The organism is Paraglaciecola mesophila KMM 241, from assembly GCF_000315015.1.
GTDB lineage: Bacteria > Pseudomonadota > Gammaproteobacteria > Enterobacterales > Alteromonadaceae > Paraglaciecola > Paraglaciecola mesophila.
This window is the reverse complement of the sequence record NZ_BAEP01000070.1, coordinates 84,051-108,731: the sequence shown is the minus strand read 5'-3', so window position 1 is coordinate 108,731 and position 24,681 is coordinate 84,051. Positions and strand designations below refer to the sequence as shown.

Genomic DNA, 24,681 nt, shown 5'->3' with positions numbered 1-24,681 from the left:
GTATTCCGAGTTTAATATTTGAAAGGACGTAATTTAGCGAACAGTTGTACGCTAAACAACTCTGAACAGTGAATTATTTTACATCTTTGTCATAGTAAAGGATGATAACCACGAAATTATCCTCCGTTTAATAGAGAAAAATGACACCCAAATGAAAAACCCTAAAATGGTTGCCAACGCAGAAAAGCAACGCAGATTCAGAGAAAGACAGAAAGAACAGGGAAAACAGCAAGTTCGTGGCTATGTTTCCCCCCAAGGCATGGAAAGCTATAAAGAATTATCTGCTAAGACTGGATGGTCTGATAGTGAGCTGCTATCTAATGCGTTACGCATAACCTATGCGGCCTATAAGTGTGGGCAAATAAAGCTCTTAAATGAATGGCTTAAAGATAACGATAAGTAATCCCGCTACACCGTGTGAAGAACCTCTTTGATATTCCTCGTTTTGTTGCCCGAGTCTGCTTTGAGCGTCTTTAACTTATTTTTATTACCGGAGTGAGACTCGCCGGCCAAGTAATTAAGTAACCAAAGAATGGTGGTGTAAGAAATCAAATAGATAAGCGTTTTAATGGTTAGCCTATAATGACTAGATCCCACTGCCAAGAGCGCTCTGATTTTGCTGCACGCTTTTGTACGCAGCGCTTATACTAACCCCTGTAAATAATTAACCACTGAGCAATTATTTTTGGAGTTGGTATTAGGCGTGTTAAAGACAACACTTTTTATATTTTTTGCCACTGCCACACAAACAAAGATCGTTGCGTTGTGGCTTATATAAACCACCATCTTCGAACAAGGTACCACTGTCGTAGCGCCACAGGTTGTTTTCCCGATAGAAAGTTGAGCGTTCGTGTAATTTATACTTTGCATCGTTTACTTGATAGTAAGCGACAAATTCAACTTGTCCGCTGAGGTCATCTTTACGGGTTTGCGTGCTGAGCACGTCAAGTCGCAACCACTGCGTTTCATTTCCGCCTTGCTGCAGGTCCTCAAGTGTCAAGGATTCACGTTGATTGACAGTGTAAGTATCTAATACATATTGGTAATTGCTGGTTACGTATGCACTGTAACGTGAGCGCATGAGTTGTTCAGGGGTATCAGGAGAGCTCAGACCCTGTAAGTAAGGTTCACAACATTGCTCAAAGCGAAGACCACTATGACAAAAACACAGGTGTAAATTCATTAATCTTAATTAACAGCTTCTGGTGAGCTGGTTCCTCTAACACGTTATTTTCAATATGGGCTGATCATACACGGTTAGAGACTAAATACAGCGCATGACCTTAACTTATCAATTCTACCCCCTAAAGTGAATCACTGTAGGGGCAATGACTTGCTTGATTGTCTTACTCCACTCGTTGTGGCACGAAACAGCAAAGAAGCTCAGCTATTAAGCCAAGGTCCTGTTACAACTTCGCCGTGGGGATGGGTCATTACGTTTACTAGATTAACGTTGTGTATAACACAAAGCTGGCTAAGGCGAGCCCGACTCATCTCATCTAGCATTACATGCTCAACAAATATGTTGGCACATTGGCCGCAAGTAATTAACTTTTCTAGCCACATGATTAATTGCTCAGGGCTAGGCATATTGAGCTTAATACAATGTTCGTCCGCTTGCTTGAACACAATTTTATCTGCAATAAGATAAGACCACTTCGCCTTATCTGCACTATTGTAAATGGCCTGTAACCGTTGCTGATTGAAAACCGAAACGCTATCGAAGTGACTGGTTTTAGAGACTGGTATTGCGTGTACGCTCGCCATGTGTTTTACCTGTTCGTTTATACAGTGGTTGATGTAACAATAGTACTGTATAAAAACACATGCAAGTTATTTTTAAACTTTTTGTCTGTTTTTTATTCGCTTGTTAAACCAACGTTTGAACTTATCTCGTCTGTAGGCCAGTAATAAAGCGGTCATTACTATATAAATCGTAGGCTCTAAGATGGCTGATTTAACTGACCATAAAAAATGTATCGATACCATAATGGCGGCTAAGTACACCGAGTTATGTAAACTTTGCCAGCGTTTACCTAATTTGCGCTGTGCTTGTTTAGTGGATGTGAGTGCTAGCGCCAACAGAATCAGCCAACCAACAAAACCTACCGTGATGTAAGGCCGCTTCACTATTTCACTTAACAGTAATGGCCAGTCAAGTTGTAAGTCGAACAACACGTAACTGGCGATGTGGGCAAGAGCGTAAGTGAAGCTGTATAGCCCTAGGAGTCTTCGAACATTAATTAATAGTCCTTGTTTTAACAAGCGCGCTAAAGGGGTCACTAACAATGAAAGCAGCAGTAATTTGAATGCACCTAAGCCAGTAAAATGCAGTAGGGCGCTGACAGGATCTCCTCCTAACTCATCATTGAAGGCTTGAAAGAAAATCAATAATAACGGAACGAGCGCGCTCAAATGGATAATGCACTTTAGCCAGGGCAGGTGTGCTGGTTTAAGTTTGAAAAAATGTAGTTGCGCCATTAAAAATGCTTTCTTAGATCCATGCCTTGATATAAAGCAGCGACTTCTTCGTAACCATTAAACATCTTAGTATCGATTCTATTTCTGGAGAACAGACCTGCACCGCTAATGCGTCTCTCGCTAGCTTGGCTCCAACGGGGATGATCCACATTGGGGTTAACATTTGCGTAAAAACCGTACTCGTTAGCGGCTAACTGATTCCAGCTTGTGGGCGGGCGCTTATCCGTTAGACGGATCCGGGTAATAGATTTGATACTTTTGAAGCCGTATTTCCATGGCACTACTAGTCTTATTGGTGCGCCATTTTGGGCTGGCAGTGTTTTGCCATATAGACCTACCGAGAGCAAAGTGAGGGGGTGCATCGCTTCGTCTATCCGTAAGCCTTCAATATAGGGGTAGTTAATTCCCCCTCCAGCAAAACGACTTCTTTGGCCGGGCATTTGTTCAGGATCGTACAGGGTTTCAAATGCAACATATTTTGCTGAGCTCAAGGGTTTTGCTTTTTTTATTAAAGAAGCAAGTGAAAAACCGATCCACGGCACAACCATTGACCATGCTTCTACGCAGCGTAAACGGTATATCCGTTCTTCTAACGGAAATTGCTTAAATAAATCATCGTAGTCTAGCGTAAAGGGCTTTTCGGCCAACCCTTCTATGCTTAGGCGCCAGGGATTAACTTTAAACTGCTGTGCATTTTCCACGGGGTCAGACTTACCGGTACCAAATTCGTAAAAATTATTGTGAGAAATGATTTTTTCTTCTGGGGTTAACTTTGTAGCAGCTTTTTTAGAGGAGGCCGAAAAGTTTAGTTTTTCAGTTTTGAACGTTTCAGCATCGTCATTACCGAAAAAGCTCGCACGGGCGGGTGTGCTGCTTAGCAGCGCTGAAGCGCCCACAAAGCCCATGGATTTTATAATGTCGCGTCTTTGGTTATATACGCTTTCGTCTGTTACCTGACTTTCACAGATAACACTTGCTTTAGGGGTCTTAATTAACATATAGGCCTTAATTCAACATAAACTATACTGATTACTACTTAAGACAATGAATTAAGACCAAAAATTTCAATTGTTTTTATATAGGTGTTAAATGCCAAGACTATCTGGACTCGCCCCGCTCTTGGGAATGAACAAGTTGGCGTATAGTCGAGAGGCAAATTCATCTGTCATGCCGGCAATATAATCGCTGATAATGCGCATGCCATTATTATTACTGTGTGCCTTCAGCCAGCGCTGACGGGTGTTCTCCGGCAGCAATCGCTCGGGATCTGAGGCGAAAGCTTCAAATAAACCCATTACCACTTGTTGCCCTTTATATTCAAGCATCTGTATCTCAGGCTTGCGTATAACTTGCCTGAACACGAATTGTTTAAAAATAGACAGGGCTTGCTCGTATTCCGTTAAAAAAACCGCGTTGTACTTTAATAACTCGTTTTGATAGGCAGGGTCGGTGAGGGTGATATCAATGTGCGTGATAAAACTATTGACCAATGCGCCGATAGCGTCCTTGCGTTCATGGTGGTGTTGGCTAAACAGTTTTTTGGCGAGCATTGAAATGTGTCCCGCCAACCAAGTGTCACTTAATGCCTCTATTGGCTCTACTATCTGGGCTTCAAATTGCTGTAAATTAACAATACCCATGACTATGGCATCTTCTAAATCATGGATGCCATAAGCGATATCATCCGCGAGCTCCATAATTGAGCAATCGAAGGATTTATATTTGGTTTTATGATGTCTCTGTTCAGATGGGCTGTTTAGTATCTGGCCGAACAAAGTCTGATCCTCTTGTGAAAGCGGCGCCATCAACCAATCGAACATATTTTTATCACACTCGTACAATCCCTTGGGTGGCACCCAGTCTGCCGCTTTTACATTACGATGTGACAGATCTCGCTCAATCTCTGAAGGTTTAATATTAGTTAACGAGGGGATGAAATTAGGGTACTTCACCAGCCCTAGCAATGTGCGCCGACTTAGGTTCATACCATTGGCAGGCGTGTAGGGTTCAAGTTGTGTCACTATTCGAAATGTTTGGCCATTGCCTTCAAAACCGCCGTGGTCGCGCATCATGTAATGTAAAGCAACCTCACCACCGTGACCAAAAGGAGGATGCCCAATGTCATGAGCCAAGCACAGCGCTTCAATCAACGTATCGTTCAAGCCCAAGGTTTCGGTTAATTCAGGGTGTTTCTGGCGCAGTTGTGCTGCTATTCCCTGGCCAATTTGTGACGCTTCCAACGAGTGAGTGAGGCGAGTGCGATAAAAATCGCTCATGCCGACACCCAATACCTGTGTTTTTGCTTGAAGACGCCTAAATGCGGCCGAGTGAAGAATACGGGCTTTGTCCCGTTGAAAGGGTGAACGGTGATCACCATCGCGTTGAACGTGCTGCGAAAAATGGCGCGCTGACCACATTGACTTTTGCCTAGTTACTTCTCGCGTTGTTTGTTGCGCCTTTCGCTGCATCTAGCTGATCACCTTATCAATTATGGAGTAACACTTATCCCTTTACCGGTCGCAGCCCAATATAACCCACCATATATGTGCTGTAAAAAAGCATTATCGAGATAGTTAATGGGTTTGTGCCCCAAGGCGGTATAAAACGCACGTCCACCAGCATACTCGTGATACCAGGCAATAGGATGAAATGTGCCCATGCCCTTGCCAATGTTATCTCCCCACCTAGCCTGTGGATTAAATGTTTTCTCATCGACCGTGAGTAAGTAAGTTAAATCATTAACGGTTGCGGGGCCGAACTCATACCATTCATCAGTCCATAACACTGAGTTCGGAAAATATTCGAGCCCGGGAAATTCTCTTGTTTCAACGTTAAGTTGGGCACTTTGAATCTCTGGATGGATCTTAAATACGTGGCCCACAAGTTTGGTGTACCATGGCCAATCTTTTTCGGTATCGGAAGCACTGTGGATCCCCACAAACCCTTTCCCTGATTCAATGAACTTTTGTAGCGCGGCTTCTTGTTGGGTATTTAAAATGTCGCCGGAAGTGAGAAGAAAAACGATCGCGTCGTATTTCTGAAGATTTTCATCATGAATTAAGCTCGCATCTTCTTGCCAATCAACCCCAAAATGATGTTTATCTCCTAATTGCTCTATGGCTTGAACCGCACCATTAATCGATTTGTGATGCCAGCCAGCTGTTTTAGTAAATAGCAGTACGTTAAATTGCGTTGAGTAGGCGAGCGAGGAGTAGGTAATAACTATACTGGCGGCAAATAAGCTGGTTACGCTTTTAATTAATATTTTACAGATACTTCGCATAAGTATTGTCCATTTTTAAAGTAACCAAACATATTAATTGCCAGTGCCTGATATGATATTTAGATAATTGTTTTTTGCCTTTTGTTATTTGTTTTTGTCAGGATTAATTTAGCCATTTAGCGGTCCTTAAATAGCGCATCGTCTATATGGCCATCCTTGGTTTATAACTCATTCTCTTCTTGGGTGATTTCATCCAAACTTAAACTAAAGCTGGGCACATAAGCGCGCATAAAATAGTCCACCTCTTCTGAGTGGTAATCTTTAAGAATCTTATCTAAGCGTTTTTTAGCCAACACAAACTCTTGATTTCCGGCCGAGAGTTCTTCGAGTGTTTTTAGATACGCACAGATTACATCTGCGGCTTTAATGATAAACGCTTCGCTCTCGTCTTGGCCCTCGTGCTGAATAAGAGATGCATAATCTTCTTTAAAGTCTGCTGGCGCCATATCAATCAATTTTTGCTCAGCGATCTTTTCAATCTTCTTGTATTCAGCTTGAATGGCTGGATTGTAATACTTCACCGGGGTAGGTAAGTCGCCTGTAAGGACTTCTGATACATCGTGAAACATAGCTTGGGTGGCAATTTTGTATGGGTTAACACTACCATTAAAATATTTGTTGCGGATTAACGCTAACGAATGCGCCACCATGGCCACTTGTAAGCTGTGCTCTTGCACATTTTCAGTACGCACGTTGCGCATCAATGGCCAGCGGTTAATGAGTTTCATGCGGGCTAAATGGGCGAAAAAATGGCTTTTCTGTGGGGTACTCATAATAAAGGATCTGCCTGGCGATAATGTTTAAAGAAATTGGCGATACGTTCTATGGCTGGGCGCAGCACATCAACGTGGGGTAAGAAGACTAAACGGAAATAACAGCCACGAGTTAAATTAAAGGCGCTGCCGTGCACAAGCAGCACTTTTTCGCTGCGCAGTAGGTCCATGATCATTTGTTCATCACTGGTGATATTAAATTTCTGTGCATCCACCTTAACAAAGCAGTACATTGCCCCCATAGGTGCCACGCATTCTAGGCCGTCCACTTGGTTAAGCATCGAAGTAGCAAGATCTCGCTGCTGCTTTAAGCGTCCGGCATCAACAATTAAATCATTAATGCTCTGATACCCACCCAATGCAGTTTGTATCGCATGCTGACTGGGAACATTGGCGCACATGCGCATTGAAGACAACATGTTTAAGCCATCAATATAATTGCTGGCTAACGCTTTATGCCCGCTCACGACTAACCAACCAACGCGAAAACCGGCTACTCTGTAATTTTTGGACAAGCCACCCAAGGTAATAAAGAAAATATCGTCTGCCAGCGCAGCTATACACTGGTGCTTAGCTTGGTCGTACAAAATTTTGTCGTAAATCTCGTCACTGAAGACCATTAAGCCGTGCTCACGCGCCACTTCTATCACCTGTAAAAGCAACTCTTTACTGTAAACCGCCCCTGTCGGGTTATTAGGGTTAATCAACACAATCGCTTTGGTGTTCTCGGTGATCTTACTTCTTATATCCTCTATATCAGGCTGCCAACCTGCATTATCGTCACAGCGGTAATGCACAGGTTTACCTGATGACAGGCTGACCGATGCCGTCCACAACGGATAATCAGGACTAGGGAGAAGTACTTCGTCACCATCATCTAACAAAGCCTGCATCGCCATGACAATAAGCTCGCTTACGCCGTTACCAATATAGATATCATTTACCGAAACATTTTTAATGCGTTGTTGCTGGTAGTACTGCATCACGGCAACTCTAGCTGGGTAAATCCCCTTTGAATCAGAGTATCCTTGGGATTTAGGTAAATGATGGATAACGTCTTTTAAAATGTCATCGGGAGCTTCAAAGCCAAAAGGCGCTGGATTGCCAATATTTAACTTTAAAATACGGTGACCTTCGTCTTCCATTTTTTGTGCTTGCTCTAGAATGGGACCACGAATGTCATAACAAACATTATCGAGCTTCTTAGATTTAGTAAAAGTGCGCATGATTTACGTTAGCTAACGGTAGGTGGCACCAAGGGTAATACAGTGCACTAGGGGATGTTAAGCATAAATGTGAGTTCTGGTCTTTTATTTCATGATAGGGAGAATATGGGATCTTGAAACTATAGGAAGACGAAGCTAATCGCATGACTGTCCCTGCAATTGGCGATAATACCCAACTATAATGTTGTACTTAATCGACAAATGTTAATAGTTGGATCTTTTTACCTGACAAGTCCCGTATATAGGATTAGTCTAAAAGAGCAGTAAGACAAAACAGACGATAAATTTCTTTATTTTGTTTGGAGTACCTCTCTATGTCACAGTCCTTTAAAGATGCCCCGCAAAATGCGATTACAGATAGTCGTATTGCCCGCGTTATACCATGCCGCCAATTGTCGATATCTGATCCCATCACGTGGCTTAAGCTTGGGTTTCAAGATGCCATGCGAGCGCCCATATTAACGTTAATTTTTGGTGTTTTCTTTGCCGCAATTCCTTGGTTCATTACATATTTAGTCAAACTAACGGGTTGGCATTTAGTAATCATGCCGGCGATTGTATGTTTTATGTTGATTGGTCCTTTTCTGGCCGCCGGTCTTTACGACATTAGCTGGGAGCTTGAGAAAGGTCACAAGCCTTCTTTGTGGCACAGTATTAAAGCAGTAAAACGCAACGCCGTGAATGAATGGGGATTGGGCATTCTATTAATGGTATTAATGATTTTCTGGTTGCGTGTTGCATCTTTAATTCATGCCCTTTACCCGCCTTATTTAGATGAAAACTACGCGAATCTATTTCCATTTCTTGCCTTAGGCGGGGTGATCGGAGCGGGCTTTACCTTGCTGGTGTTCTTTTTAAGTGCCTTTACTCAGCCTATTTTAATGGAGCGCAAAGTAGATTTAGCCACTGCCGTTCTAACGAGTATGAACGCCGTGTGGAGCAACAAAATCCCAATGCTTTTTTGGGCCAGCATTATTTTTGTGAGCGTTTTGATTGGGTTCGCCACACAGTTCTTCGGTTTTATCATTCTTATGCCACTAATTGGCTTTGCCACCTGGCACGGCTATATCGACTGCATTGAAGTCAAACGCAAACGCCTTTATGCCTAAATGGCCCAGAGCCAGATACACAAAGGGTTGAAAAGGGTAACCAACCCAGATTAAGCGGAATATGTCGCCTTTATCTATGCAAAGTGTATAGATAAAGGCATCATTTTTTTGCGTACAATATTTCTCTTCTTATTTAACGTCTTTGTGTTCCAAACCTTTTTTAAATATCAGCGTCTCATTTTTCAACGAAAAATTAACTTTGAAAGTCATAGCAGAGTCGCTATTTAAAAAAGCGGATAAACATCATATTTTGACGTATTAATTAGAATGCTTATCCCTTCTTTTGTTAATTTCAGTTGGAATTTGGAAACGACTCATCCTAGCAATTGCACTAGCATTAACACTCAAGTAACAATTTATAAACATGGTCAATTTTGGCGGTGTTGGTTATATAAGAGGGTTTATGGTGGACGAAAGAAATCATCTCTCGGATGTGGGGATCAGTCACAAGGTCAACGTTATTGATAAGGGCACGGTTGATATTCCTATGCTGCAAATATTGCAGCCAGATGGCAGTGTGCACAGTGACGCAGACATGCCTGAAATCGATAAAGAGGCAGCGTTAAAGATTTTCAGGACCATGCATTATATACGTGTTCTGGACGAGCGAATGGTCGGCGCTCAGCGCCAAGGTCGTATCAGTTTTTATCTAGCGTGCAGTGGCGAAGAAGCATCTATCATAGGTAGTGCTGCCGCCCTGAGTGATAACGATATGATCATGTCGCAATATCGAGAGCAAGGCGCATTAGCCTATCGAGGTTATCGCACTGAACAATTCATGAATCAGATGTTTAGTAATAAACTTGACCCTAACAAGGGTCGCCAGATGCCGATTCACTATGGTGATAAGGCCCTTAACTTTATGACTATATCATCACCATTAGGTACGCAAATTCCCCAAGCGGCAGGCTATGCCTATGGGCAAAAAATGGCAGGTAATGAAGCCTTAACCATTTGTTATTTTGGCGAAGGTGCCGCTTCTGAAGGGGATTTTCACGCCGGCCTTAACATGGCTTCGGTGTTAAATTGCCCCGTAATCTTCTTTTGTCGAAATAATGGCTACGCTATTTCTACACCGGCCAATGAGCAATTCAGCGGTGACGGTATTGCATCTCGCGGCTTGGGTTATGGCATCAAAACGATTCGAGTCGATGGCAATGATGTGCTTGCCGTATACCTAGCGACACAGAAAGCCAGGGAAATAGCCCTTAAAGAACACTGCCCAGTATTAATTGAAGCCATGACGTACCGTTTGGCGGCGCACTCTACGTCAGACGATCCAACGGGTTATCGCTCAAAAGAAGAAGAACAAAAATGGCGCGTAAAAGACCCTGTTCAACGCTTCGAAAACTGGATGAAAAGCAAAGATTGGCTTGACGAAGAGCAACACAAACAATTTGTTGAACAAACCCGTCAAGAGGTGCTCGCTGCAATGAAAAAAGCAGAGCAAGTCGATATCTGTGAAATTGATGATTTGATTAACGATGTGTATGACGCCCCCCCTTGGCATTTAAAAGAGCAATTGAGCGAGTTAAAAAAACACATCAGTTTGTACCCAGAAGCATACCCGAAAACGTCTGGGAGGATCCGCCATGACTAAAATGAACATGCTACAGGCAATCAATAATGCTTTGATTACGGCCATGACCGAAGATGAGAAGGTCATGGTATTTGGCGAGGACGTAGGTCACTTCGGGGGGGTATTTAGAGCGACCAGTAATTTACAGCACCAATTTGGTAAAGGCCGCTGTTTTAATACACCACTTACTGAGCAGGGGATTATTGGCTTCGCTAATGGTTTGGCATCGCAAGGCTCAGTGCCAGTAGCTGAAATTCAATTTGGTGATTATATCTTTCCTGCGTTCGACCAAATAGTGAATGAAACGGCCAAGTTTCGTTATCGCTCTGGTGGGCAGTTCACCTGTGGCACCCTGACCATTCGTACTCCATATGGCGGTGGTATTGCTGGTGGCTTATATCATTCACAATCCCCAGAAGCTTTTTTTGCTCACATACCTGGTATGAAAATCGTTATCCCGCGTAATCCTTATCAAGCTAAAGGCTTACTCTTAGCGTCCATTCGTGACGATAACCCTGTTTTGTTCATGGAGCCTAAACGTTTATACCGCGCGTCTGTGGGTGACGTGCCTGAAGAAGATTATGAGCTGCCATTAGGTAAAGCTGAGGTGGTTAAAAAAGGTGAGCATATTAGCTTACTGGCCTGGGGGGCTCAGGTAGAGGTAATCGAAAAAGCAGCTGAAATGGCTGAAAACGATGGCATTTCTTGTGAAATTATCGATTTACGCAGTATTTTGCCATGGGATGCCCAGACGGTGAGCGAGTCGGTGAAAAAGACTGGGCGATTACTTATAAACCATGAAGCACCGCAAACGGGCGGGTTTGCCAGTGAAATATCGGCTACTGTACAAGAGCGCTGCTTTTTGTACTTAGAGTCACCGATAACCCGAGTGTGTGGATTAGACACGCCGTATCCGCTAGCACATGAAAAAGAATATATGCCGGATCATCTTAAAACTTACGAAGCCATTAAGCGCTGCGTGAATTTTTAATCAACCATATCGAGGAAAATGAAATGAAAGACTTTATTTTGCCAGATATTGGTGAAGGGATTGTAGAGTGTGAGTTGCTAGAATGGCTCGTCTGTGAGGGCGATAGCATAATAGAAGACCAGCCCGTAGCTGAGGTCATGACAGACAAAGCCACAGTGCAAATTCCTGCTATGTTCAGTGGCACAGTAAAAAAACTTTATTATCATGCCGGCGAAATAGCCCAAGTGCATAAACCTTTATTTGCTATGGAGATTGAAGGGTACGAAAGTAGCTCATCTAGCGATTCACACGACGCTACAGGTAAAATCGCTACTGATCATGCTAACGGCAATGACCCCAGTAAAAAAACCAGTAACGTTAATCAACAAAGAGCCGAAAATGGGCAGGCGACAGATTTTGAAGCAGCTCCAGACGGTGCCTTAGAAACCTTCATCTTGCCAGATATTGGGGAGGGAATTGTAGAGTGCGAACTCGTCAAGTGGCTGGTGAGTGAAGGTGAGGATGTCATTGAAGATCAGCCCGTTGTGGAAGTCATGACGGACAAGGCATTGGTCGAAATTCCGGCAAAGCACAGTGGTACGATTGTTAGCCTGTGTTACCAGCAAGGTGATATCGCTAACGTTCATTCAGCACTTTTTACTATGCGGGTGGCGGGCGCTGACAACAAACCGCTGCTGCCATTAGCAAGCTCTACTCCAATGACATCAACAGATACGAAAACACAGACTTCATCCGCACTGGCTGGCAGCCAAGCGCAGCAAGATACCTTGTCTAAGGTCTCAAAGGTCAATCACAAAGTTTTGGCTAGCCCAGCAGTTCGTCGTGTGGCCCGAGAGCAAGACATTGATTTATCGAACGTGCAAGGGTCAGGGGATAAAGGGCGTATTTTGAAATGTGATTTAACGCAGCAGCCAGCGAAGTCGGGTATTGTTAGCGCTCAAACGCAAAGTGATTCATTAAGCATCACCCATAGTAAAGTACAAGGTGAAACGCGAGTTGAGCGAATTAGCGGTATAAAGGCCGCAATGGCAAGGCAGATGAAGCACAGTGTGTCGACTATTCCTCATTTCACGGTTAGTGAAGAGATCCAAATGGATGCTTTGATTGCCCTTCGCAGTCAATTAAAAGATGACTTTAGTGAGCAAGGTGTAAAATTAAGCTTTATGCCGTTTTTCATCAAAGCCTTATCATTGGCATTGAAAGCCTATCCTGTGATCAACAGTCAAGTTAACGATGACTGTACACAGCTAACCTATTTCGATGAGCACAATATTGGGTTTGCGGTGGACGGAAAACTCGGTTTGATGGTACCTAACATTAAAGGCGTGCAAGATATGTCAATATTCGATATTGCCAAGCGTGCTTCTGAGTTGATTGAGCAGGCAAGAGAAGGGCGTTTAAAAACGGCTGATATTTCTGGTGGTACTATCAGCATATCAAATATTGGTGTGCTTGGTGGTACGGTCGCAACGCCAGTGATTAATCATCCTGAAGCCGCGATTGTGGCCTTAGGGAAAATTCAGCGTTTGCCGCGTTTTGATGAAAATGATCAGGTGCGAGCTGTGAATATCATGCATGTGAGCTGGTCAGGTGATCACCGCATTATCGATGGAGCGACTATGGTCAGGTTTAATAACTTATGGAAGTCGTATATTGAACAACCAATGAAAATGCTAGGCACATTGCGCTAGTGCGCTCATCAGCGAAGTAAAATTCCGAGAACATAACCAAACACAAGCCCGCTACATGCGGGTTTGTTTTTGCTTAACGCCAATGACAAGGTAAACTAGCGCTATGGGCTATCACGCCAAAGACAGTATCGAGTTATCAAGGAGTCAATCAGTTGTTTAGTTATCGCCACGGCTATCATGCAGGTAATCACGCAGATGTGTTGAAACACATTTGCCAGATGTTGATCATCGACAAGTTAAAACAAAAAGACAAAGGGTTCACCTATATTGATACCCACAGTGGCGCGGGCTTGTACGACTTGTCCTCTGAACAATCTTTAAAGACCAAAGAGTTCCAGCAAGGCATTGCACGGTTAGCTGATTATTCGGGCGCTGAGCCAACAGTTTTGGCATATCAAGAACTTACCAGTAGTTATTTAAAGCTTCAGCAATATCCTGGATCACCTGAAATAGCCCGTGTGTTAATGCGGGATCAAGACCAGTTGCACCTGATGGAATGGAATAATCAAGAGGTGATTAATCTGAAGCGCCAAATAACAGGCTCCCATGTTTCAGTCCATCACAGAGATGGCTACGAAGGATTGATTGCGCTGGTGCCCCCAGCGCTAAAGCGGGGTCTAGTGCTGACAGATCCGTCATACGAAACACCAGAAGACTATCAATTAGTGGTTGACGCTATCAGTAAGGCGTATAAGCGTTGGCCGACAGGTATTTATGCTATTTGGTATCCTTTGTTATCGAAACGCGATGAAGACCAGGCTGATGGTTTTGAACGCGCCACAACTAAGCATAAGAAAAGTCAAAAAATGCTCGAGGCTCTTACTCAGCAAGGCTTTAAGAATGTACTGCAAGTAGAACTAGCGGTTCAAAACCCTGATACATTTGCCGGAATGTATGGCTCAGGTATGGCGATCATCAATGCGCCGTGGCAGTTAGACGTGCAAATACGCGATTGCTTAGGTGAGCTAACACCTGTTATGGCTCAACACAAACACGCTTCATTTGTGGTTAACTGGCTGGTGGAAGAGGCTTAAGGCGCTCGCAGGCTCAAGGAATCTATGGTTGCCCAAACAGATCTTAAACACTTTTATATTCCTGATGAACAGTCTATCTATTTGTTATCCCACAAGGATGCGCAAAAGCTAAAAGATTGGTTCAAGCTGTGTACTGAACAGCTAACCCGATTGGGATATAAAGACATAGAGCTTATCGGTAAGGGCGCGTTTGGTTTTGCCTTTGCGGGTAAGCCAACGTATGACCCGTCAAAGCATTATGTGTTTAAGTTCTCACGGGCCAACTTACCCCAGCACGTACAAGATCGCCTTGAGGAAGAAGCGTATATGTTGGGTCACGTTGCCCATGCTCACGTTCCGAGCCTAATCACTTTCCAGCGTATCAAAAAGCAATCTATCTTGGTGATGCAACGAGCAGAAGGTAAAGATCTGGAAAAAGTGTCACTGGAACACGGGCCGTTATCCCCAAGGCTGGTGGTGAAAATTGCAGTACAGTTAGCTGACATTCTGCAGACGTTGCGCACGTTTAACCAAAATGGACACCCCAAGCCCATAGTACATGGTGACATAAAGCCATCTAACATTGTGTTTGACCCTATGACCGAAGAAGTTGGTTTAATCGATTGGGGCTCATCTGTTTTTGCTCAACTAGATGCCCAAGGCAATTATTTGGCAAATAATGTGATGGACCTTATGTCCAGTGATATGCAGCAAACCAATGCTAGGTTAGGGGATGTGTATTTCATTGGGCCAGAACAACTGAGTGGTAGCTTATCATCCCCGCGATTTGATGAACAAGGTCTGGCAAGTACCTTATACGCGTTGGCGTCTGGTCAATCTAGCCGTTTTGGGGCACAAGTTATCAGGCCGAATGCGTTAGGATTACCCAAAATGCTGGCTGAGATATTAACCGCCATGCTCAGTGATGATGAGCAAAAGCGCGCTCAGGGCGGTGATTATTTACTCAACAACATTCAGCACTTAAAAAATCTGGTGTTTAGTCCGCAGGATCCGCCACAACCCACAGCCATGATCCCAGGTTGGAGCCATCAAAAATCACGAGAGATAGATACGGTCGTGTACAGCTCCAGAAAGTCATTTTTGCGCGCAGAAGCATACCAAAGCACTGAAGAACTACGTTATCTCAACGACGAACAATTTGAACGCTATTATAAGAATTACTTACAAGGCATGGGGGAAACTGAAAAAGCCTTTATTTCAGAGGTCAGTCGCTTAGGTAAATATCCTGTAGTAGGCGGTTTAGCAGTGCGCTGGACTCCGCAAGGGATATTTATCGACTCCAGCTTAAATATTTATGATCCACAGCTAAAAAGTGCATTTGATGCCACGGTGAATAACATTGTGACATTAGCACGCTCTATTCATCGGGTAGGGGTGTTTAAAAGCTGCATGTTCAACGCACGTGATACCTTACATATTGAACGGGATGATGAGAACACGCCCTTTGTGCCTGAGCCTAACATGCGTATACCTTATGAGCTTAACAACATATCAGTGCAAGAAGATGAAAGTCGCATGCATTCCTATTTCGAGGATGGAGCCGATCCTGATGAGCTGCTAACTTTGCCAGATGAGTTGATGAGTATTATTCACCAGTTAAACGCAATTCATCACACGGGTTGTATCATTTTCGAAGCCTTGCCAACCCACCTTAAAATTCACAGTTATTATACCTTGCTCGATCACACATCAGAAGTTGAGTTTGCGCATTTGCTGAGTGAAATTATAGCGTTAGTACCGAGCATTCAAGGCGTCGGCATGTCAGGTTTTATGAAGCTGCCCTACAAAGATACGCGTTTTTTCGAGCATCAAGCCCATTTACCTGATAAATTTTATCCACGAAACCCTTACATTGAACGAGCAGCAGGATCGTGAGTTTGTCAATACACATTATGCACACCTTTGAGAGATTATGAGCGATATTAAATTAGTAGATTTACTTACCCTAGAAAAAATAGAAGATGGGTTATTTCGCGGACAAAGCTGGGATCTCGGCTTTCGCGCCTTATTTGGCGGACAAGTCATGGGGCAAGCTATAGCAGCTGCGCAATTAACCTTGCCAGATGGGCGAGTCGCACATTCATTTCATGCCTATTTTTTGTTACCCGGGGATGCTAAAAAACCAGTGGTGTTTGATGTGCAAACCGTACGTGACGGGCGCAGCTTTTCGACTCGTCGGGTAAAAGCCATTCAAAATGGTCGCAGTATATTTTATATGACAGCGTCTTTTCAGCAACCGGAGCAAGGATTAGAGCACCAGTTTGCCCAGATGCCAGATGTACCCATGCCAGAAGATTTGCCCAGAGACACCACATTTGATGATAAGGAATTGGGAAAGTTATCAACGCGCATGCGCGAAGCCATTGCTTACCATAAACCATTAGATACGCGCTCTGTTCAGCAAATTGACCCGGTAAATCCAGGTGTGCATGAGCCAAAACGCTATATTTGGATGAAAGCAGAAGAGGCATTACTCGGCAATGTCCATTTGAATCAAGCGATGCTGTCGTACGCGTCAGATTATCATTTTCTGTCAACGGCTATTCAACCCCACGGTGTGTCCGTTCGAGATAAGAATTTAATTATGGCAACAATCGACCATGCGGTGTGGTTTCACCATCCATTCGATTTTGATGATTGGGTTTTATATTGTGCTGAAAGCCCGTTTAGCGGCGGTGCGCGTGGTTTAGTGCGTGGTCAATTCTTTAATCGTCAAGGCAAGCTTGTTGCGTCAAGTATGCAAGAAGGCTTAATGCGCAAAATTTAATCTAAGGAGAAAACATGTTGTATTCATTAGGAAAGGACACCGTTAGCGTTGGTAAAGACGTTTTCATCGCGCCTGGTAGTCATGTTATGGGCAAAGTGCTTTTAGCAGACAATGCCAGTGTTTGGTTTAATGCTGTTCTTCGCGGCGATTGTGACATTATTTCGATCGGCGAGGGCAGTAATGTGCAAGACGGCAGTGTGCTGCATACCGATTTTGGTGTGCCTCTGACCGTTGGTAAAGGCGTTACCATTGGTCACAAAGTCATGTTGCACGGCTGTGAAATTGGTGACTACACGTTAGTAGGTATCAATAGCGTGATTTTAAACGGCGCGAAGATTGGCAAGCACTGTGTTATTGGTGCCAATAGTTTAGTTACAGAGAATATGGTGATACCGGATGGTTCATTAGTGATGGGCTCGCCAGCAAAAGTAGTAAAGAGTATACCTGAGCCTCAAAAAAAGATGCTCGAAGCGTCAGGTCAACATTATGTTGAAAATGCTAGGCGTTTTTTAGCAGAGCTAAAAGTACAAGTGCAGGACTAGCAGACAAAAAAATGCTCGGATCATAGTGACAGATCCGAGCAGAGGGGTATGGCTCATATAGAGCCTTGCGCTAACTATATCCAATGTACATACGAAGTGTAGAAGAGTTACGGAAATTTACTATTTTATTACCATTTTAATTATGTATTGCCAAAGAAATCTCCCAACGAAGTGCTAATTCACTGATAGTAAGGTTCGACGCACCCAAAGCGATATAGTCGTTCTCATATTTTTCCAAAAGCATATTCACTGAACGAAATTCTATTTAATAATCTATTCATGCTGTTTATGTCGATTATCCACCTCTTGTTGCGAACTCATTTATAGGTAACATGGCCTTACACCAACTTACATAAGGCTAAGGATAATCATGACAGCGCAATTCAATACTTTTATTCCACCTGTTAGAACATTAATGGGCCCAGGGCCATCAGATGTTGATCCTCGTATTCTAAACGCACTTTCTCGCCCGACGCTTGGGCACTTAGACCCAGCGTTTATTCAGTTGATGGACGAAGTTAAATCATTACTGCAATTTGCATTTAAAACCGACAATCAATTGACAATGCCCGTGTCTGCACCCGGATCAGCCGGGATGGAGTCCGTGTTTGTAAACTTACTTGAGCCAGGGGATAAAGTGATTGTGTGCCAAAATGGCGTATTCGGTGGTCGTATGCAGCAAAATGTTCTGCGCTGTGGCGCGACAGCTGTAATGGTGCAAGATACATGGGGTAAGCAAACCGATTTACACAAGGTAGAAGATGCCCTTAAGGCAAACCCTGATGCAAAAGCGGTGGCATTCGTTCACGCAGAAACATCCACCGGTGTGCGCAACGATGCCAAGGCAATTTGTGAGCTTGCTAAGCGATACGATTGCTTAACCATAGTCGATGCAGTCACTTCATTGGGCGGCATTGAACTAGACGTTGATGGTTGGAATATTGATGCTATTTATTCCGGAACTCAAAAGTGTCTGTCGTGTGTACCGGGCCTATCACCTGTTTCATTCAGCCCAGCGGCTGTAGAAGTGATCAAAAATCGCAAGACCCCCGTGCAAAGCTGGTTCTTGGATATGGATTTGGTGATGGGTTATTGGGGTAAGGGCGGTAAACGCGCATATCATCACACTGCACCAGTAAATAGCTTATATGCATTGCATGAATCGTTACGCATTTTACATAACGAAGGACTTGAGCAGGCCTGGAAACGTCATGCAGACATGCATCAAGCATTAAAGACAGGCCTTGAAAGCATTGGCCTAGAGTTTGTTGTGGATGAGGCTTATCGTTTACCCCAGCTCAACATGGTAAGCATTCCAAACGGCGTGGACGATGCACAAGTTCGCAGCCAGTTGTTAAATGAATTTGGCTTAGAGATTGGTGCAGGGCTAGGAGAGTTAGCTGGAAAAGTATGGCGTATCGGCCTGATGGGTTACGGCAGCAACAAGAAAAACGTTGATTACTGCGTGAGTTCATTAACACGCGTGCTTAGATGATAATTAATAAAAATTGCAGACCTAGATAAATGGGTCTGCTTACATCACTATAAATTTCAAATTCCATTCTATACAACAGTTAAGCGACTGTTATACAATCGATTTTCGTGTTATTCCTATCTATCAAGTGTACGTATAAATGAAAAATAAATTATCTGTGGTTATTATTTGCAAAAACGAAGAGCGAATTATAAAGCGCTGTCTTGAGTCAGTAAAGTGGGCAGATGAAATTGTAATCGTTGATTCTGGTAGTACAGATAAAACAATCGATATTGTGTCAGAGTATACTGATAAGATATTTGTTAACACTGATTGGCAAGGATTTGGATACCAAAAAAAATTAGCAGTGAGAAAAGCCACTAATGATTGGATTTTGTCCCTCGATTCAGATGAGGTAGTGAGCGAAGAATTAAAAGCTGAGTTGTTATCGCACTTAGATTCACTAGATAATAAAAAAGTTTATCGCATCAATCGTTTGACGCATTTTTGTGGAAAATTCATCTATCACAGTGGGTGGTATCCAAGCCGTATTGTACGCTTATTCAACAAAAAACATTATGATTTCAATGACAAGCTTGTTCATGAAACTGTGTGTTGCAAATCCGCAGAGAAAGTGAATATCGAGGGTAAACTTTATCATTACACTTTTGACTCGCTAGAAGAATATATAGATAAACGGAATAGATATGCTAAAGCATGGGCAAAAGGTAAGTATGAGCAGGGTAAGAAGGTGAGTGTGTTTTCTATTATTTCTCACTCACTTTTTGCTTTCATACGTCATTATATAATTCAGTTAGGATTCTTGGACGGTTACCATGGATATTTAATAGCTAAGATTCAAATGCAATATACATTCAACAAATACAATTTTCTAAAGTTTAAAAATCTAACTAATATTTAAGACAATACAGCAACACAGCTCTAGCAACATCGATTAATAGGGCATGGCAAAATCTGCCGCGTTTCAAAAGACCTTTCACCTATTGCAAATCGTTTCTACTTAATAGAAAGCAATATTTACTTAATCATTTACTGTTGTTCAAATTCATCTCCTTACAAAAATTTTCTATATTATTTTAATAGCAAGCACTTACTGTCTCTAAATCTCCTATTCCTATTGAAGTAAGAGAGCATCTCTAGAATAAGCCTCTAAATGGATGCTTCTTTTATTGTTGATTATCGGTTGATATATGCTTGATTGGTCAAGCAGTTGTCATGCATCTATCTTTGATATAAAATGCTCATCTAATGGTACGCGACGAGTACTTTTTAATCGGAGAAAACGACATGGAACAACTTCCTTCGTCTTTAGCGTTACTCTTCTCATTGTCGGCAACGGTTGGGAAATTATCTAAAAAAGCAGACCGTGCACTTGGTGTACACGGCATTAGTTTGAGTGAGTTTATGGTGCTGCATCATTTACATTATGCTCAGAATCAAGTGATGAGTCGCACCGAGCTTGCTGATGCTGTCAACCTCACCGCCTCTGGGGTGACACGCCTATTGATACCCATGGAGAAGATCCATCTCGTTGAAAAAGAAAAAAACAATCGAGATGCACGGGTCAGCTTGGTTAAACTAACGTTCACAGGGCGCGACATATACAAGTACGCATTTCTCAGTTGTAAAAATACATTTGATGAAGTGGTAAAGGATATAAGCCCTAAGCAGCTATCAACCGTATTAGACGTGTTGAAAAAACTCTCTTAAGCAAAAGCGCATCTGTTCGACAGTTTTTGCAAAGATACACTGAATGAAAATGGGATTAGAGAAAGGACGTACATGAGTATCAGTTTATTGAACGTTAGCGCCGAGTTTCCATCGACGTTTAGGTTGCACGAAATCAATTGGTCCATTGAAAAAGGTCAACATTGGGTGCTCGTAGGCCATAACGGTGCGGGAAAGTCCGCCTTAGCAGCACTGCTTGCAGGCTACGGGGAGCTGCATGACGGAACACTAACCTCAGATTTCAAACGTATCGAGCTTGTTTCCTATGAAAGCCAACAAGCGTTGATTGAACAAGAACGTGAAAAAGACTCTGCTGATATTTTAGATGTCATAGCGATTCCTACCAAGGTACATGAACTATTGTGTGCCGGTGATGACAGTGAATGTAATGGCTTGCAGTCACCTTTGTGCCTTAGGCTGATTGAACTGTTTAATTTTAGCGCGCTGTTATCAAGAGATTTCGTGGCGCTGTCGACCGGAGAAACGCGAAAGCTATTGCTGATTAAAGCACTAATGGCCAAACCAGATTTGCTTATTTTGGATGAACCCTTTGATGGTTTAGACGCTGATATGCAGCTCAGGTTACGTCAGTTACTGGATGAGCTTGCCGTAGATATTACCATGGTCTTTGTTCTCAACCGTTGGTCGGAAATTCCTCAATTTGTCTCTCATTATGGACTGGTTTCCCAGGGTAAACTACAATCGACTATTACAGCAAAAGATACATCCGCCGTTGGGGATTTATCGCGCTTACTGACCCTTCAGCAGTCTTGTTTTATGCTGCCTGAAGCGGATAGTAGTGTTACGCGTAACTATTTCATGCCAGGAGATACAATAATCTCTCTTAATAAAGTGGCCATCAATTATCCACAAGGAGCTATAATCGAAGATTTGTCTTGGCAGATAAAATTGGGGCAACATTGGCAATTAAGTGGCCCTAATGGCTCGGGTAAAACCTGCCTTTTGCAGCTTATTTCGGGGGACCATCCCCAATGCTATGTAAACGATATTTTAGTGTTCGGTTTTAAACGAGGAAGCGGTGAAAGTATCTGGGATATTAAGAAACATATAGGGTTTCTTTCCAATGCGTTTCACCTTTCATATCGGGTAAATTGCAGCTTACTGCATGTGGTGCTTTCTGGGTTTTATGACAGTATCGGTTTGTATCAACAGCCGACGAAAAAACAAATACAGTTAGCGCAACAATGGTTAGATGTAATTGGCTTAGCTGATCACGAAGCCACGCCTTTTCAGCAATTATCATTTGGCGATCAACGGTTAGCCCTCATTATACGGGCTATGGTCAAACACCCACCTTTGTTGATTTTAGATGAGCCGTGTAATGGCCTTGACGAAATTAATCGTCAACGTATTCTCTCGGTCATTGAAACTATCGCTAAGACTACAAGTACTTCGGTTATTTACGTCAATCATCACAGTGATGATGTGATTGGTGGTATTACCAACCACATTTTACTGGATGGCGATTCTCCTGACTGTGAAGTTCGTTATGCCGACAGTGATGTGTAACTCAATATCTGAACCTAATAGCTTGGAAAATGCCTGAACGCAAGGCTCAACCAAATCGCTGGATAAAGCGCTAATGAATAAAAGAGATAAAGTAAAATGAGCAATATTGAGATCAGAGATGTCGGCGAACAAGATTTTGAGCGAATTGTCGAACTTAACCTTGCTGAAGTAGCTCACACCAGCACTATGAGCATTATGGACTTAGCGCGCCTAGATGCCATATCTGCCTACCACCGAGTCATTATGGTTGGCGATATCATTGCTGGGTTTTTACTCGCCATGGGGCCTAAGAGCCGTTACATAAATGAGAATTATGCATGGTTCAAAGTGCATTATCCTAGCTATATGTACATCGATCGCATTGTGCTTGATGCAGAATATCAAGGGAAGCAACTAGGGCAGCTATTATATCGAGATCTATTTTCATGGGCTCAAGAGCAAAACGTTAACCATGTCGTGTGCGAATATAATGTGATACCACCAAATCTGCCATCAGCCAAATTTCATCAACGTTTAGGTTTCAACGAAGTGGGTTTTCAATGGTTACCTCTAAATAAGAATTGCACGGCGATATTAACGGCTGATGAAGAGATTAATGTCAAAACACATAAAAAAGTCTCGATGCAATGCTGTGACTTGTCTCACCGTTGAGGTACTGCCCATCGTTATGGGGTTACTTTACCTAGTGAAACATAAACTATTCTAAAGCGCATTTGAAAACTACTGCTTATTGGTATGTAAAAAACCCATAATGGCGCGACAAAAAGCAAAATAAAAAGGGCAATAAATGCAAAACATTGTTGATAGCATTTACCATGAGATGCGTACTCGCACCGATCGCGGAAAAGTCGCTAATTATATACCGCAACTAGCCTGTGTTGATCCCAACCAATTCGCACTGACTGTAGTCACGCAAGAAGGTGAGGTGTTCAGTGCTGGTTGTGCACAGACTTTATTTTCTATTCAAAGTATATCCAAAGTGTTTACCTTGACGATGGCATTAGGCAAGTTAGGTGACGCTTTATGGGCACGTGTAGGAAGAGAGCCTTCTGGTGACCCATTCAACTCAATTGTTCAGCTTGAGCACGAAGGCGGGATCCCGCGAAACCCGTTTATTAACGCCGGGGCCATAGCGGTCGCTGATGCTATTATGGGCCACAACGAACCTAAAGAGACCCTCGCTGAGATCCTGAATTTTGTGCGTTTTGTGGCAAATGATGACAGTATCTCAATTGATGAGAAGGTCGCTCAATCAGAAATGATGACGGGCAGCAGAAATGCCTCTCTAGCGCATTTTATGGCGTCTTTTGAGCGCTTAGAAAACCCAGTAGATAAGGTTCTTGGCACCTATTTTCATCACTGTTCGATATCCATGACCACAGAACAATTAGCCAGAGCTGGCATGTTTTTAGTGTCAAACGGCACTAATCATTGCACGGGCATGCGTGTTGTGCCTGAACATCGTGCCAGGCGGATTAATTCATTAATGTTGATGTGTGGTCATTACGATGGGTCAGGGGAGTTTGCTTATCGAGTAGGTTTACCAGGTAAAAGTGGAGTAGGTGGTGGTATTTTGGCCATTGCCCCTGGCAAAGCATCTATTGCTGTGTGGTCCCCTGGGTTAGACAAGATTGGTAACAGTAAATTAGGCACTGAAGCGCTGGAAATGCTGGTACAAGAAACTGGTTGGTCCATTTTCGGACACTAAGACACTACCTTTTCTAAAAATAGTATATAAAATAAGGAGATACGGCTTTAGGTAGCACTCTAGCTATAACCTGCTTTTTTATTGTGCTTAGTTAGGAAACCTGCATGTCAATTCATCGTCATTTTTATCAGCCTCATCAAGGGCACGCATTAAAACATGATCCGTTTAATGCGATTGTTGCGCCGCGTCCTATTGGGTGGATTTCTACTAAAGCATCTTCGGGGGAATTGAACCTCGCTCCTTACAGCTTTTTTAATGCGTTCAACTATCATCCACCTATCATTGGTTTTGCCAGTATCGGTTATAAAGACACCGTTAAAAATATCGAGCAAACTGGCGAGTTCTGCTGGAGCTTAGTGACGGAATCGCTTGCTCAAGCGATGAATCAGACCAGTGCAACCTTGCCAAGCCATGAAAGTGAATTTGACTTCGCTGGTTTGGAATTAGGTGAATCAAATGTGATTGATGTACCTCACGTCGCAGCGAGTCCGTCTGTTTTAGAGTGCCGAAAAAGCCAAATTATTCAGTTGACTGGTGCCGATGGGAAATTGGTCGATACATGGATGGTAATGGGTGAAGTAGTAGGCGTACATATTGATACAGCATTCATTGTTGATGGGGTTTATAACACAGCATTAGCGAAGCCTGTATTACGAGGCGGTGGAGCCGGGGATTATTTTAAAATCGATCCCGCACAGAAATTTACCTTATCTAGGCCATAATAAAGAAGCTAATGAAATAATT

The 24,681-nt window shown here is 43.0% G+C and carries 24 protein-coding genes; 16 read left to right on the top strand and 8 right to left on the bottom strand.

Annotated elements, in window-relative coordinates:
• Positions 1–151: 151 nt before the first annotated feature.
• Positions 152–403, top strand: a complete 252-nt coding sequence (locus GMES_RS16905; RefSeq protein ID WP_033187345.1) for a RepB family protein — start codon at positions 152–154, stop codon at positions 401–403.
• Positions 404–706: 303 nt separating this feature from the next.
• On the opposite strand, the gene GMES_RS16900 is transcribed toward GMES_RS16905, so the two are convergent.
• The 8 genes from GMES_RS16900 to GMES_RS16865 all read right to left on the bottom strand — a co-directional run bounded on the left by GMES_RS16900 (position 707) and on the right by GMES_RS16865 (position 7,763).
• Positions 707–1,183 (bottom strand): YchJ family protein, encoded by a 477-nt coding sequence (locus GMES_RS16900; RefSeq protein WP_006993973.1) that lies wholly within the window; start codon positions 1,181–1,183, stop codon positions 707–709.
• Between the two features lie 200 nt (positions 1,184–1,383).
• On the bottom strand, positions 1,384–1,767 hold the full coding sequence (locus GMES_RS16895) for a hypothetical protein (RefSeq protein ID WP_006993972.1): 384 nt from the start codon (positions 1,765–1,767) through the stop codon (positions 1,384–1,386).
• Between the two features lie 72 nt (positions 1,768–1,839).
• Positions 1,840–2,481 (bottom strand): protein-methionine-sulfoxide reductase heme-binding subunit MsrQ, encoded by a 642-nt coding sequence (msrQ, locus tag GMES_RS16890; RefSeq protein ID WP_039987690.1) that lies wholly within the window; start codon positions 2,479–2,481, stop codon positions 1,840–1,842.
• Positions 2,481–3,479 (bottom strand): protein-methionine-sulfoxide reductase catalytic subunit MsrP, encoded by a 999-nt coding sequence (msrP, locus tag GMES_RS16885; RefSeq protein ID WP_006993970.1) that lies wholly within the window; start codon positions 3,477–3,479, stop codon positions 2,481–2,483. Before msrP ends, msrQ begins: the two co-directional genes overlap by 1 nt.
• Positions 3,480–3,566: 87 nt before the next feature.
• Positions 3,567–4,949: an anti-phage deoxyguanosine triphosphatase gene (locus tag GMES_RS16880; RefSeq protein ID WP_006993969.1), complete on the bottom strand. Its 1,383-nt coding sequence runs from the start codon at positions 4,947–4,949 to the stop codon at positions 3,567–3,569.
• A gap of 20 nt (positions 4,950–4,969) precedes the next feature.
• A complete protein-coding gene (locus tag GMES_RS16875) occupies positions 4,970–5,764 on the bottom strand; it encodes a ThuA domain-containing protein (protein WP_006993968.1) in 795 nt (264 codons plus the stop codon).
• 161 nt (positions 5,765–5,925) lie between these two features.
• Positions 5,926–6,537: a 5'-deoxynucleotidase gene (yfbR, locus tag GMES_RS16870; RefSeq protein WP_006993967.1), complete on the bottom strand. Its 612-nt coding sequence runs from the start codon at positions 6,535–6,537 to the stop codon at positions 5,926–5,928.
• Positions 6,534–7,763, bottom strand: coding sequence for a pyridoxal phosphate-dependent aminotransferase (locus GMES_RS16865; protein WP_006993966.1), 1,230 nt, complete (start codon positions 7,761–7,763; stop codon positions 6,534–6,536). The genes yfbR and GMES_RS16865 overlap by 4 nt, the downstream gene beginning before the upstream one ends.
• A gap of 314 nt (positions 7,764–8,077) precedes the next feature.
• Here GMES_RS16865 and GMES_RS16860 point away from each other — a divergent pair, with 314 nt between their 5' ends.
• The 15 genes from GMES_RS16860 to GMES_RS16790 all read left to right on the top strand — a co-directional run bounded on the left by GMES_RS16860 (position 8,078) and on the right by GMES_RS16790 (position 24,659).
• Complete coding sequence (locus tag GMES_RS16860) at positions 8,078–8,872, top strand: DUF2189 domain-containing protein (RefSeq protein WP_006993965.1); 795 nt, start codon at positions 8,078–8,080, stop codon at positions 8,870–8,872.
• A gap of 403 nt (positions 8,873–9,275) precedes the next feature.
• A complete protein-coding gene (locus GMES_RS16855; protein WP_039987689.1) occupies positions 9,276–10,472 on the top strand; it encodes a thiamine pyrophosphate-dependent dehydrogenase E1 component subunit alpha in 1,197 nt (398 codons plus the stop codon).
• A complete protein-coding gene (locus GMES_RS16850; RefSeq protein ID WP_006993963.1) occupies positions 10,465–11,442 on the top strand; it encodes an alpha-ketoacid dehydrogenase subunit beta in 978 nt (325 codons plus the stop codon). The genes GMES_RS16855 and GMES_RS16850 overlap by 8 nt, the downstream gene beginning before the upstream one ends.
• Positions 11,443–11,465: 23 nt before the next feature.
• Complete coding sequence (locus GMES_RS16845; protein WP_006993962.1) at positions 11,466–13,133, top strand: dihydrolipoyllysine-residue acetyltransferase; 1,668 nt, start codon at positions 11,466–11,468, stop codon at positions 13,131–13,133.
• Positions 13,134–13,285: 152 nt separating this feature from the next.
• Positions 13,286–14,167, top strand: a complete 882-nt coding sequence (locus tag GMES_RS16840) for a 23S rRNA (adenine(2030)-N(6))-methyltransferase RlmJ (protein WP_006993961.1) — start codon at positions 13,286–13,288, stop codon at positions 14,165–14,167.
• Positions 14,168–14,191: 24 nt separating this feature from the next.
• Complete coding sequence (locus tag GMES_RS16835) at positions 14,192–16,042, top strand: protein kinase domain-containing protein (RefSeq protein WP_006993960.1); 1,851 nt, start codon at positions 14,192–14,194, stop codon at positions 16,040–16,042.
• 37 nt (positions 16,043–16,079) lie between these two features.
• Positions 16,080–16,934: an acyl-CoA thioesterase domain-containing protein gene (locus GMES_RS16830; RefSeq protein ID WP_006993959.1), complete on the top strand. Its 855-nt coding sequence runs from the start codon at positions 16,080–16,082 to the stop codon at positions 16,932–16,934.
• Positions 16,935–16,948: 14 nt separating this feature from the next.
• Entirely contained in the window at positions 16,949–17,476 is a 528-nt protein-coding gene (locus GMES_RS16825) for a gamma carbonic anhydrase family protein (protein WP_006993958.1), read from the top strand.
• Between the two features lie 370 nt (positions 17,477–17,846).
• A complete protein-coding gene (locus tag GMES_RS16820; protein WP_006993956.1) occupies positions 17,847–18,971 on the top strand; it encodes a pyridoxal-phosphate-dependent aminotransferase family protein in 1,125 nt (374 codons plus the stop codon).
• Positions 18,972–19,110: 139 nt separating this feature from the next.
• Entirely contained in the window at positions 19,111–19,872 is a 762-nt protein-coding gene (locus GMES_RS16815; protein WP_006993955.1) for a glycosyltransferase family 2 protein, read from the top strand.
• Positions 19,873–20,258: 386 nt separating this feature from the next.
• Entirely contained in the window at positions 20,259–20,681 is a 423-nt protein-coding gene (locus GMES_RS16810) for a MarR family winged helix-turn-helix transcriptional regulator (RefSeq protein ID WP_006993954.1), read from the top strand.
• A 72-nt stretch (positions 20,682–20,753) separates the two neighbouring features.
• Positions 20,754–22,229 (top strand): molybdate ABC transporter ATP-binding protein ModF, encoded by a 1,476-nt coding sequence (gene modF / locus GMES_RS16805; protein ID WP_006993953.1) that lies wholly within the window; start codon positions 20,754–20,756, stop codon positions 22,227–22,229.
• Between the two features lie 96 nt (positions 22,230–22,325).
• Positions 22,326–22,880 (top strand): GNAT family N-acetyltransferase, encoded by a 555-nt coding sequence (locus GMES_RS16800; protein ID WP_006993952.1) that lies wholly within the window; start codon positions 22,326–22,328, stop codon positions 22,878–22,880.
• Between the two features lie 136 nt (positions 22,881–23,016).
• Positions 23,017–23,937, top strand: a complete 921-nt coding sequence (locus GMES_RS16795; protein ID WP_006993951.1) for a glutaminase — start codon at positions 23,017–23,019, stop codon at positions 23,935–23,937.
• A gap of 104 nt (positions 23,938–24,041) precedes the next feature.
• Positions 24,042–24,659 (top strand): flavin reductase family protein, encoded by a 618-nt coding sequence (locus GMES_RS16790; RefSeq protein ID WP_006993950.1) that lies wholly within the window; start codon positions 24,042–24,044, stop codon positions 24,657–24,659.
• Positions 24,660–24,681 lie beyond the last annotated feature (22 nt).